The following is a 12828-nucleotide window of genomic DNA, read 5'->3' on the forward strand; positions in this document are numbered from 1 at the left end:
TAGTCTCAATAAAGATGGATTACAACTTCAGGGAGATTGAAAAAAGCTGGCAGAATTACTGGGCCGAGCACAAAACTTTCAAAACAGAGGACGATTATTCGAAACCGAAATTTTATTGCCTCGATATGTTCCCTTATCCTTCGGGAGCAGGCTTACATGTCGGCCATCCGGAAGGATATACGGCAACTGATATTATTTGCCGGTACAAAAGGGCAAATGGATTTAATGTGCTTCATCCGATGGGATGGGATGCATTCGGACTCCCTGCAGAACAATATGCTATTCAGACCGGGACTCATCCGGCAATTACAACAAAAAAGAATTGCGATAATTTTCGTCGTCAGATTCAGTCGCTGGGATTGAGTTACGATTGGGATCGGGAAATCAATACCACAGATCCGGCTTACTACAAATGGACGCAGTGGATTTTTGCCCGTTTATATAATACCTGGTTCGACGAAAACGAGCAGAAAGGACGTCCGATCGATGAATTACCGATTCCTTCGGAGATTGAAGTGGAAGGAAAAGAAGCTGTTCGCGAGTATGTCGAAAGCAAACGTTTGGCTTACTACGATAATGCCCAGGTTTGGTATTGCCGTCATTGTAAAACGGTTTGTGCGAACGAAGAAGTGTTGAATGACGGTTCGCATGAAAAGTGCGGCACGAAAGAGGTTGAACGTCGTTTCCTGAAACAGTGGATGCTTCGTATTCCGCATTATGCTGAACGTTTGTTGACGGGACTGGACGATCTGGATTGGCCGGAAGGTGTAAAGGATATGCAGCGAAACTGGATTGGAAAATCGACAGGTGCTGAAGTAGATTTTCTGCTCGATGGTGTCGATGAAAAAATCCGGGTTTACACAACCCGTCCTGATACGCTGTTTGGAGCCACGTATATGGTAATTGCTCCGGAGCATGAATTGGTTGATGTGATTACTACCGCGGAACACAAGGATGCGGTTGACGATTATATCCGTTCGGCTGCGTTGAAAAGTGATTTGGACCGGACTGACTTGGCAAAGGATAAAACCGGCGTATTTACAGGACGTTATGCCATTAATCCCCTTACGGGAGAAAAAATTCCGGTATGGGTAGCCGACTATGTATTGATGGGTTATGGAACCGGCGCTATTATGGCAGTTCCGGCGCACGACACGCGTGACTTTGAGTTTGCCAAAACATTCGGATTAAATATTGTATGCATCCTCGATCCGAAAGATGCTGAACCCGAATTGCGTGAAAAGGTCCTAAAAAGTGATGCTTGCTGGACAGATGACGGAGCTTATATCAACTCGGCGAACGAAAGTGTAGGGCTCGATATTAATGGTATGAGTAAAGCCGACGGCCTTAAAACGGTAATTGATTGGCTTGAATCGGAGAATCTGGGTAAAGCTACCGTGAACTACAAAATTCGTGATTGGTTGTTCAGTCGTCAGCGTTTCTGGGGCGAGCCTTTCCCTGTTATTCACTGGGAGGATGGTGAAGTTTCTGTTTTGTCTGATGACGATTTGCCCCTGATTCTTCCCGATGTAGAAAAATATCAACCGGGCGAAACGGGTGAATCTCCGTTGGCAAATGCCGGCGACTGGCTTTATGTAACCGATAAAAATGGACGAAAAGGTCGCCGCGAGACAAATACGATGCCTCAATGGGCCGGTTCGTGCTGGTATTACCTGCGTTACATCGATCCGAAAAACGACGAGGCTCCTTTTGATAAAGTGAAAGAGAATTACTGGATGCCGGTTGATCTTTATGTTGGAGGTGCTGAGCACGCCGTACTTCACCTGTTATACAGTCGTTTTTGGCACAAGGTATTGTTCGATTTGGGTGTGGTTTCAACCGATGAGCCGTACCTGAAGCTCTACAACCAGGGAATGATTCTGGCTTTTGCCTATGAAACTGCATCCGGCTCTAAAGTGCCTTCCGATTTGGTCGAAGATCGCGATGGAAGGTATTTCCATACCGAAACTGGTGAAGAGTTGCGGCAGATTGTGGCCAAAATGTCGAAATCGCTCAAAAACGTCATCAACCCGGATGATGTGGTGGAACAGTATGGTGCCGATTCATTACGTCTCTATGAAATGTTCATGGGTCCGCTTGATGCGACCAAACCGTGGACCGACACCGGTGTGAAAGGAGTTTATAACTTCTTGCGGAGGGTATTTACTTTCTTCTCAAATCTGGATAATGTCAGTGAAAAAGAAGACACGAAAGAAACCCTCAAACTTTTACATCAGACCATTCGGAAGGTAGGCGACGATGTAGAGGATTTGAAATTCAATACGGCCATTTCACAAATGATGGTATTTACCAACCATTGCTATAAGGCCGGTAAAGTATCTCGTACAACTGCTGAAACATTTATGCAGGTGCTGGCTCCTTTTGCTCCGCACCTGGCCGAAGAGCTTTGGAGCCTTTATGGTCACACTGCAAGTATTACTCTGGCAGAATGGCCCGAAGTCAAGGAAGAATTCCTGGTGGAAAATACCTTTGAGTACCCTGTATCTTTCAATGGAAAATTGCGTTTTAAACTGGAACTTCCGTTAGATATGACAAAGGATAATGTTGAAAAAGCAGTACTTGAGCACGAGGGAGCACAGCGGTGGACCGAGGGAAAAACCATCGTGAAATTGATTTACGTACCGGGTAAGATTATTAACGTGGTTGTTAAGTAATTGTAAAGAATAAAATCTTCGTAAAAAGCACGGAAAAATCATGATTTCCGTGCTTTTTTTTATTCTACTTTTGCGCAAATTTTTAACGAGATGAGTGGAAAAGTATTTAGTGGGATTCGAGACTACGTAATTATCGTTTTTGGATTGTTCCTGTATGCTTTTGGTGTTACTGCCTTTTTGATTCCGGCCAAGATTATTGGTGGCGGAATTACGGGTGTCGCTACGGTTATTTATTTCACTTCAGGAATTGAAACGGGTTATACCTATTTTATTATCAATGTATTTCTTGTATTGGCTGCCATTAAAATACTGGGAACTAGTTTTGGTGTGAAAACGATTTTCAGTATGGTGGTTATGGCTGTAATGCTAAATGTGTTACAGGGTATCTTTACGGAACCATTAATTAAAGACATGTTTCTGTCTTCCATTTTAGGGGGAATTATTGGTGGCGCCGGAATAGGAATCGTTTTCAATCGTGGCGGGAGCACCGGTGGAACGGATATCATTGCCATGATCATTAATAAATACCGGAATGTAAGTCCGGGACGTATTATTATGTACTGCGATGTTGTCATCATCGCGTCGTCCTTCTTCGTGCTCAAATCGGTCGAAGGCATGGTTTACGGTTATGTATCCATGTGGGTAGTTTCTTATACAATCGATTCGCTTTTGAACGGAGCAAAGCAGTCGGTTCAGATGTTTATTTTCTCCGAACACTATGACGAAATTGCCGATTATATTGTGCATCAGGCAAATCGAGGTTTAACTGTTTTCGATGGCACGGGTTGGTATACCGGGAAAAATGTAAAAATGATTATGACGGTGGTGCGGAAAAGAGAAGCTTCGCCAATTTATAAACAAATAAAACAAATTGATCCTGACGCATTTATATCCCAGAACTCAGTAATGGGCGTATTTGGTAACGGATTTGATCAAATCAAATATTAACTTTGTCTGTGTTGTGATTATTATCATATGTTAAATCAGGGAAAGTAGAAGCAAATGAAAAAATGGATTCCGGGGATTGTTTTGGTCGTTTTGGTAATAGTAGTGGTAGGATTTTTCATCATCCGGAAGAATAGTAGATCGTATCAGGGCGATATTCCGGTAAGTCAACCGGTCGACACAGTAGCGAAGGTTTTACCGCCACCTGTTTTACGATTCGGCCTGCCAGTGGACTCATTTGTTATTGAGAATAAAAAAGTACGACGGAATCAGAATCTTTCTGATATCCTGGTTAAATATGGTGTGTCTTATCAGGTTATCGATCAGCTTGCGCGGAATGCAAAAGGTGTTTTCGATGTTCGGGGGATTAAGGCCGGAAGTGCTTATTCCATGTTTTTAGCGAACGATTCCCTGCGCACGCCCCGCTATTTTGTTTACGAAGATTCTCCTGTTGATTATTATACTTTTCAACTCACTGGCGATTCACTTAGGGTGACAGCTGGTCAAAAGCCGGTGATAAGTAAACGAAAGGTAGCATTTGGGCAGATTAATTCTTCGTTGTGGAATGCGATGACTGATAATAATCTGAATCCGATTTTGGCTATCGACCTTTCCGAAATTTATGCCTGGACAATTGACTTCTTCGGAGTGCAGAAGGGAGACTGGTTTCAGATTATATACGATGAGAACTATGTCGATGGAAATTCTATTGGCGTAGGAACGATTTACGCTGCCCGTTTTAATCATATGGGTGACGATTATTATGCTTTCAATTTCGACCAGGATGGGCGGACCGATTATTTTGATGAAGATGGAAAAAGTCTGCGCAAAGCATTTTTGAAGGCTCCGCTAAAGTATTCACGCATTAGTTCGCGTTTTACCAACAGCCGTTATCACCCAATTCTTCGCATCAGAAGACCTCATCATGGTGTCGACTATGCAGCCCCTACAGGAACGCCGGTTCATTCTATCGGCGACGGGGTCATTACCCGCAGAGGATATCAGGCTCGTGGCGGTGGCAATTACTTATATATTAAGCACAATTCGGTTTACACTACTTCATACATGCACCTTTCACGGTTTGCAAAGGGCATGCATCCCGGAGTGCGGGTTAAGCAAGGACAGCTGATTGCCTATGTGGGAATGACAGGCTTAGCTACTGGTCCTCACCTCGATTTTCGGGTATACAAAAATGGTACTGCGGTCGATCCGTTGAAAGTGAAGGCTCCGCCGGTTGAGCCGGTGAAGAAAGATAATCTGGTGCGTTATGAGCAGCATCGTGATTCGCTAATGGATGAGTTAATGACTATCCCAATACCGGGTCAGGAATCGGAGCAAATTCCTGTGGCCGATGTCATTCACAGCACTCCTGTGAAGGTGCAATAGCAGCTTTCGAATTTTTGGTACGGATTTTCCAGTTACGCTGATTATTTCATTAAAAAATTTTCAATTACCTTCGGGAAGTGCTGATACTCCAATTGATGAATGCGTTCAGCCAGCGTTTTTGGAGTGTCATCCGGTAAGACCGGACATCTCTCTTGGTGCAAGACTGCCCCGTGATCGTAAACCTCATCGACCATGTGAATGGTGATGCCACTCTCTTTCTCCTTATTGGTAATAACCGCTTCGTGCACTTTATTGCCGTACATTCCTTTACCGCCGTATGCTGGTAATAAGGCCGGATGAATATTAATAATCGGAAACGTATGAATTAGATTGGTTGGTACAAGCCAAAGAAAACCAGCCAATACAATCAAATCAATGTTTCGGCTTTTGAGCAGATTTAGAAATTCTTCCGATTGATAAAACTCCTGCCTGGTGAATACACCGTTGTCAATTCCATATTTTGCTGCTCTTTCAAGCACATAGGCATCTGCACGGTTGCTCCAGACCGAGTCAACCCGGACCGTAGAATGATTCTGAAAATGCTGTATTATGTTTTGTGCATTTGTCCCTGAACCTGATGCAAGTATCGCTATGTTTTTCATAATTAGTATTTTATGTCTGGATAAAAAGTTGACTATTCGACCAGCGAATTCGAAAACATCTTCGGAATGTTGTTTGTTACTGACGAAAAGCCATATTCTGGGACAAATATTTGGAAAATAATTGGGTTTCTTTATTACTTTGCACCCGTTGATTTGAAAAAAATCAGAGTTTAAATTTATTCATAAGTATTAACGTTAAAATTTAGAAATTATGTCTGACGTTTCGGCTAAAGTTAAATCGATCATTGTAGACAAACTTGGTGTTGACGAAAGCGAAGTAACTAACGAAGCTTCCTTCACCAATGACTTGGGTGCTGATTCGCTCGATACCGTAGAGCTGATTATGGAATTCGAGAAAGAATTCAATATTGCCATCCCTGATGATCAAGCTGAAAAAATCGGTACTGTAGGCGAGGCTGTTGCTTACATCGAAGAGAACGGAAAGTAATTATTACTTAATAAAGGTCTTAAAAACTTACCATGGAATTGAAACGAGTTGTTGTTACCGGCTTAGGTACGATCAACCCGCTCGGTAAGAACATCCAGGAATTCTGGGAAGGCCTGAGAAATGGGGTCAGCGGTGCCGGCCCCATTACTCATTTTGACGCCTCCAAATTTAAAACGCAGTTTGCCTGCGAATTAAAGGATTTCGACCCGAATGATTATCTCGAACGCAAAGAGGTACGCAAACATGATATGTATGCTCAGTTTGCTTACATTGCTGCGGATCAGGCTATCAGTCATTCAGGAATCGACCTGGGAAAAACCGACAAGGATCGGGTAGGTGTAATTTGGGGTGCCGGTATTGGTGGTCTCGATACTTTCTATCAGGAAGTTACTGCCTTTAACGCGAATACGGAAAATCCGAGATTTACACCCTTCTTTATTCCTAAGATGATTGCCAACATGGCCAGCGGTAATATTGCCTTGAAATATGGATTTCGGGGCCCCAGCATAACCACGGTTACTGCTTGTGCTTCGGCAACCCACGCATTGATTGATGCAGCGACTTATATTCGGCTTGGAAAAGCCGATATGTTCGTAGCGGGTGGTTCAGAGTCAGCGATTAACCCGGCGGGTATTGGTGGTTTCAATGCCATGCGTGCTATTTCAACGCGTAATGATGATCCGAAAACGGCATCGCGGCCTTTTGATAAAGACCGCGATGGATTTGTGATGGGAGAAGGTGCTGGAGCACTTATCCTTGAAGAATACGAACATGCTGTTCGCCGCGGAGCAACCATTTATGCCGAATTGGTTGGTACCGGCATGTCAACCGATGCATACCATATGACGGCACCTGATCCTGAAGGAGGTGGTGCTGCGCTGGTAATGAAAAATGCTCTTGACGATGCAGGGCTGAAACCTGAAGATATCGATTACATTAACGTACACGGTACTTCTACCGGATTGGGAGATGTTGCCGAGCCGAAAGCAATCCTGAAGGTATTTGGTGAGCATGCTTACAAGGTAAGTGTGAGTGCAACCAAATCGATGACAGGTCACTTGCTTGGAGCGGCTGGTGCTGTTGAAAGTATTGCCTCCATTTTGGCTATGCAAAACAGCATTGTACCTCCTACTATTAATCAATTTGAATTGGATCCCGAAGTGGACCCGAAAATTGATTTTACGTTTAATCATGCAAAAGAACGTCAGATTAATTTTGCGCTTAGCAATACCTTTGGATTTGGCGGACATAATGCAACTGTAATCTTCAAAAAATTATCATAAACACGTGATAAAGGCTTTGAAGCAAAGGATAAAACTCTTTTCCTCTCCGGGGAAAGAGTTTTATTTGTTTTTGAAATCATTGCTGGGATTCTACCCGGGAACCCTGCACTTTTACGATATTGCATTTATTCACAAGTCGGCTTCCACAGTCGATTCTCATGGCTATCCGGTCAATAACGAACGCCTCGAATATCTCGGCGATGCCATACTTGGTGCTGTCGTTGCAGATTATCTTTATAATCGTTTTCCTCACAAAGACGAGGGGTTTCTCACACAATTGCGTTCCCGGTTGGTGAACCGGAGCTTTCTTACCAAACTTACTTTTAAAACAGGGCTGAATCGTTTTGTACAGTCGAATACGAACTCAGCTAACGAAACCAGTCACATCTACGGTGATGCCTTTGAGGCGCTCATCGGAGCCATCTATCTCGACAAAGGTTATGAGCAGACGAAGAAATTCATCGTTAAGCGCATCCTGACGGTTTATGTTGATATTCACAAACTGGAAAAGAAGGATACCAACTACAAGAGCCAGTTGATTGAGTGGGGACAGAAGAATAAAAAAGAGGTGAATTTTAAAACGCAGGACAATCCGGGTACTACCGGAGATAAACCTCCTTTTGTTTCTCAGGTGCTTGTTGAAGGTGAATTATTCGGAGAGGGTGATGGATATTCAAAAAAAGAATCACAGCAGCAAGCCGCGAAAGTGGCGTTGATGAAGATTCAGGATTAAAAAATTCCTGGTAAGATACTGGAAAAAGAAAAAGGCGGGGAGTACCCGCCTTTTAAACCAAAACCTAAATTCACCTTGTGAAAAAACTCAGTTAACCCCAAAAATTAAAAACCTATTAACCACGTTTTATGTTACAAACATAGTTTTTTTATTTTAAAATGCAATCGGCAATATGTTAAAACGAGTTAAAAATTGATAATGCATCAGCTCATTTTAACGACCTATTTTCCCTTTATTCATCCCGTTTCAAATGTTAATTCCGAATGCATCTGATTGCTAATCAATCTAAGATATTGTTAAATATTGTTAAGGCTTGGTTAGCAGATAGTCTAAGTAAGTTATCTTTGTGTCCATGAGCAGAAAGGTGATCTACTTCCTAAGCCTGACAATGGCAATTGCTGTTGTGGCATTGGTCTGGCTTCAGACAATGGCTATTAAGCGTACGTCGCAGCTTAAGGAGGAACACTTTAACCTGTTGGTTAACCGTGCTCTGGAGGATGTTGTTGAAAAACTCCAGAACGAAGAGATGAACCTATTTTGGTTTGGAGAAGATGATGCTACGACACCGGGAGGTGGCTCTGGTTTCTTCCCTAATTCGGGTGCGCTAAAGCCGCTTAATGAGAGGGTGCTAAGGGTGAATTGAGTCTTTCGTTTAATATGTCTGGTTCGGCCTATCGTAGTGGAGTGAAGACGGAAACCAAGATTTCTTTTGGTGACTCTAATCAGGTTCAAGTGCAGCATCGCAGTATGGGGTCCATCCAGTTTACGGATAACTCCGGGCAGAATGGAAACATGATGCAAAACAAATTCCAGCAAAGCTCTGCTCGTCAGGAACGTTTGATTCGATCGATGGAATTTAATTTAAACCGATCGAGCATTCCTGTCAATAAGCGAATCGATCCGGATTATCTAAAACATCTGCTCAATACGGAACTCCGCAATAGCGGAATTACACTCGATTATCAGTATGCTGTTGAATCGCAGATAAGCGGAAAATCAACGGTGTTAATGGGAAGTGACGGATTCGATCCGAGTCACCCCACGAAATACAGGAAGTTGCTGTTTCAAAACGATATTAATGTCAAGCCTAATTTTCTGACGGTTTATTTCCCTGAGCAAAGGGGATTTCTGATACAATCGACAGGTTTTCTGGTTATTCCGTCTATCTTGTTGACATTCATTATTATCGGAATTTTTGCCCTGACATTACATATTATTCTGAGACAGAAGAAGGTTTCACTGATAAAGAACGATTTTATCAACAATATGACGCACGAGCTGAAAACACCGATTTCTACTATTTCGCTTGCGTCGCAAATGCTAAAGGATACGTCGGTGACCCATACACCCAAAACGATTGAACATGTTTCGGGTGTAATTTTCGACGAAAGTAAACGACTAAGTTATCAGGTCGAGAAGGTTTTACAGATGGCTGTATTCAACGAAGGACGTCTGAAACTGAAAATGTCGGAAATTAACCTCAATGATGTGGCCGGTAGCGTGGCCTCTAACTTTCAAATCAGGGTCACCTCACAACAAGGTGAGTTGCATACAAAGTTTGCTGCCGAAAAACCAATCATAAAAGGTGATGAAGTGCATATTACCAATGTTCTCTTCAATTTGTTGGATAATGCTGTGAAATACAGCACGGAAAATCCGGAAATTGAATTCACCACCGAAAACAAAAATGGTTGGGTAGTGGTTGCAGTAAAAGATAAAGGAATAGGAATTCCACGTGAACATCAGAAACAAATTTTTGAGAGATTCTATCGCGTTCCTACAGGAAATGTTCATAATGTGAAAGGATTTGGCCTGGGGCTGTCGTACGTAAAACGTATTATCGATGTCCATAATGGCCAGATTAAGGTGGACAGTGCCCCTGGCAAAGGAACCCGTTTCAGAATCTATCTGCCCGTTAAAGTACAATAGATTATGGAAAAAAAGACTAGAATTCTCCTGGCAGAGGATGACGAAAACCTGGGTCTGTTACTCAAGGAGTACCTCATTGCCAAAGGTTTCGACACAGAGCTTTATCCCGACGGCGAAGCAGCCTATCAAGGATTTATGAAAAGCCAGTTCAACCTCTGTATCCTCGATGTGATGATGCCCAAGAAAGACGGCTTCTCACTGGCTAGAGACATCCGTATGGTGAACACTGATATTCCGGTGATTTTCCTTACGGCGAAAAACATGAAGGAGGATGTGCTGGAAGGTTTTAAGCTGGGTGCCGATGACTATCTCACCAAGCCTTTCAGCATGGAGGAATTGATTTTCCGCATCGAGGCTATCCTCCGTCGAACCGAAGGTGAAGGGCAGGACGGAAACCAGGAGGTTTTCAAATTAGGAAAGTACACCTTCGATTCGCAGAAACAAACGCTTACCGATGGTAAAGAAACGCAAAAACTGACAACCAAAGAGAGTGAGCTGTTACGCTTGCTTTGTGTGAATGTCAACAAGGTGCTGGAGCGTAACTTTGCGTTGAAAACGATTTGGGTCGACGATAATTATTTCAATGCCCGTAGCATGGACGTATACATTACCAAGCTACGTAAGCATTTGAAGGATGATCCGGGTGTCGAAATTATCAACGTTCACGGCAAGGGCTACAAACTGATTGTATAAAATAGTTCGTGCAAGAACTTTAATCAACAAAAAGCCCGGTTTCTGATCTAAGAATCCGGGCTTTGTTGTATGTCGTATTTTAGTTAATCGAGTTTCAGAACGGCAAGGAAGGCTTTCTGTGGTACTTCAACGTTACCTACCTGTTTCATCCGCTTCTTACCTTTCTTTTGCTTTTCGAGCAGTTTCCGCTTACGCGAAATATCGCCACCATAACATTTGGCGGTTACATCTTTCCGAACGGCTTTCACCGTTTCACGAGCAATAATTTTGGCGCCAATGGCGGCTTGAATGGCCACATCAAACTGCTGACGCGGAATTAGTTCTTTCAGCTTTTCGCAAATGCGCCGCCCAAAGTTGTATGCGTTGTCGAAGTGAATCAGCGTTGAAAGCGCATCGACCGGCTCACCGTTCAGCAGAATATCCAGTTTTATTAGCTTGGCCGAGCGGTACCCGGTAATGTGATAATCGAATGAGGCGTAACCTTTGGAAATACTTTTCAGTTTGTCGTAAAAATCGAATACAATCTCGCCCAGCGGCATATCATAAGTCAGTTCAACCCGGTCTGCGGTCAAATAATCCTGCTTTTTCAAGATCCCCCGCTTCTCCAGACAAAGCGTCATGATAGGACCAATGAAATCGGACTTACTTATGACTTGTGCCCTGATAAAAGGCTCTTCGATGTCTTCAATCAAAGTCGATTCAGGCATCCCGGATGGATTGTAAACATCCAGCACTTCTCCGGCCTTGGTATGTACGTGGTAGGATACGTTCGGAACGGTTGTGATTACGTTCATATCGAATTCCCGGTCGAGGCGTTCCTGTACAATCTCCATGTGGAGCAATCCGAGGAATCCGCATCGGAAACCAAATCCGAGAGCTGCTGACGATTCCGGCTGAAAAGTGAGCGATGCATCGTTTAACTGCAACTTTTCCATGGCAGCTCGTAGATCCTCGTAGTCATCAGTATCAATCGGGTAAATGCCGGCAAAAACCATCGGTTTCACTTCCTCAAATCCTTCGATAGCTTTTTCACACGGATTCTTTACATGGGTAATGGTGTCACCTACTTTTACTTCACGGGCAGTTTTTATTCCTGATATGATATAGCCAACATCGCCGGCACTTAGCTCTTTGCGCGGGTCCATTTTCATCTTTAGCACCCCGATTTCATCAGCCTGATACTGTTTGCCGGTGGCCACGAACTTCACCAGATCATTGGTGCGAAAAGTTCCGTTGGTTACCTTGAGTAAGGCAATAACTCCGCGAAAAGAGTTGAAAACCGAATCGAAAATGAGACACTGCAACGGGGCATCCGGATCGCCTACCGGTGCTGGAACGTCTTTTACAATGCGATTGAGGATTTCGGCAACGCCTTCTCCCGTTTTCCCTGAAGCACGGATAATATCTTCCCGCTCGCATCCGAGCAAATCGATGATTTGATCTTCCACGACTTCCGGCATCGCATTTGGGAGGTCCATCTTGTTCAGTACCGGAATGATTTCCAAATCGTGCTCCAATGCGAGGTACAGGTTCGAGATAGTTTGTGCCTGAATTCCCTGGGTAGAATCAATAATGAGCAAGGCTCCTTCGCAGGCTGCAATGGAGCGTGAAACCTCATAGGAAAAGTCAACGTGCCCGGGAGTATCAATCAGGTTGAGGATGTAATTTTGACCGTCCTGCAGATAATTCATCTGGATGGCATGACTCTTAATGGTAATTCCCCTTTCCTTCTCCAAATCCATGTCATCGAGCACTTGCTGTTTCATGTCCCGATGGCTGACCGTTTCAGTCATTTCCAGGAGACGATCGGCTAATGTGCTTTTACCGTGGTCAATGTGGGCAATAATACAAAAGTTCCTGATGTTATTCATGGGCAAATTATATCTTATGTCCTGATTTTCTTATTGTAAAAGTATATTTCAAAGTTTCGCAAAGATATTCAAATTTTGATAATGAGCGGGAAAAATTCAGCGCCATTATTGAATGGTTATTTGCCGGAGATATGCTATCTTTCAAGGGTTTCATCTGCTTGATCTTCTTCTGAAAGAATGATTTCAATGATGATTTTAAAACTCCATGTTTTTTTCGGACCGGACATATCATCTAAATTTATTGATTAAGCAGTCGTGCAATA

At 43.3% G+C, this 12828-nt stretch carries 11 protein-coding genes; 9 read left to right on the plus strand and 2 right to left on the minus strand.

Features of this window, described 5'->3' with window-relative positions; translation table 11 throughout:
• The first annotated feature begins 14 nt into the window (after positions 1 to 14).
• From leuS to T426_RS22490, 3 genes are all read left to right on the plus strand, one after another.
• Positions 15 to 2675, plus strand: coding sequence for a leucine--tRNA ligase (leuS, locus tag T426_RS0102520; RefSeq protein WP_025862960.1), 2661 nt, complete (start codon positions 15 to 17; stop codon positions 2673 to 2675).
• A 90-nt stretch (positions 2676 to 2765) separates the two neighbouring features.
• Positions 2766 to 3623, plus strand: a complete 858-nt coding sequence (locus T426_RS0102525; RefSeq protein WP_025862961.1) for a YitT family protein — start codon at positions 2766 to 2768, stop codon at positions 3621 to 3623.
• A gap of 54 nt (positions 3624 to 3677) precedes the next feature.
• Positions 3678 to 5006, plus strand: a complete 1329-nt coding sequence (locus T426_RS22490) for a peptidoglycan DD-metalloendopeptidase family protein (RefSeq protein WP_025862962.1) — start codon at positions 3678 to 3680, stop codon at positions 5004 to 5006.
• A 41-nt stretch (positions 5007 to 5047) separates the two neighbouring features.
• Here the strand turns inward: T426_RS22490 and purN are convergent, their stop codons facing one another.
• Positions 5048 to 5608, minus strand: coding sequence for a phosphoribosylglycinamide formyltransferase (gene purN, locus T426_RS0102535; protein ID WP_025862963.1), 561 nt, complete (start codon positions 5606 to 5608; stop codon positions 5048 to 5050).
• 211 nt (positions 5609 to 5819) lie between these two features.
• Between purN and T426_RS0102540 the strand changes: the two genes are divergently transcribed.
• The 6 genes from T426_RS0102540 (at position 5820) to rprY (ending at position 10694) form a co-directional block, all read left to right on the plus strand.
• Positions 5820 to 6056, plus strand: coding sequence for an acyl carrier protein (locus T426_RS0102540; protein ID WP_025862964.1), 237 nt, complete (start codon positions 5820 to 5822; stop codon positions 6054 to 6056).
• Between the two features lie 32 nt (positions 6057 to 6088).
• Entirely contained in the window at positions 6089 to 7339 is a 1251-nt protein-coding gene (gene fabF, locus T426_RS0102545; RefSeq protein WP_027585230.1) for a beta-ketoacyl-ACP synthase II, read from the plus strand.
• A gap of 16 nt (positions 7340 to 7355) precedes the next feature.
• Positions 7356 to 8072, plus strand: a complete 717-nt coding sequence (gene rnc / locus T426_RS22495; RefSeq protein WP_159103282.1) for a ribonuclease III — start codon at positions 7356 to 7358, stop codon at positions 8070 to 8072.
• 352 nt (positions 8073 to 8424) lie between these two features.
• Complete coding sequence (locus T426_RS0102555; protein WP_025862965.1) at positions 8425 to 8715, plus strand: SH3 domain-containing protein; 291 nt, start codon at positions 8425 to 8427, stop codon at positions 8713 to 8715.
• Positions 8716 to 8804: 89 nt separating this feature from the next.
• Entirely contained in the window at positions 8805 to 10001 is a 1197-nt protein-coding gene (locus T426_RS0102560) for a sensor histidine kinase (RefSeq protein WP_169737667.1), read from the plus strand.
• 3 nt (positions 10002 to 10004) lie between these two features.
• Positions 10005 to 10694, plus strand: coding sequence for a response regulator transcription factor RprY (gene rprY / locus T426_RS0102565; RefSeq protein WP_025862966.1), 690 nt, complete (start codon positions 10005 to 10007; stop codon positions 10692 to 10694).
• Positions 10695 to 10777: 83 nt separating this feature from the next.
• Here rprY and lepA read toward each other — a convergent pair whose 3' ends face one another.
• Positions 10778 to 12565, minus strand: a complete 1788-nt coding sequence (lepA, locus tag T426_RS0102570; RefSeq protein WP_027585233.1) for a translation elongation factor 4 — start codon at positions 12563 to 12565, stop codon at positions 10778 to 10780.
• Positions 12566 to 12828 lie beyond the last annotated feature (263 nt).

The organism is Prolixibacter bellariivorans ATCC BAA-1284 (assembly GCF_000621705.1).
Classification (GTDB): domain Bacteria; phylum Bacteroidota; class Bacteroidia; order Bacteroidales; family Prolixibacteraceae; genus Prolixibacter; species Prolixibacter bellariivorans.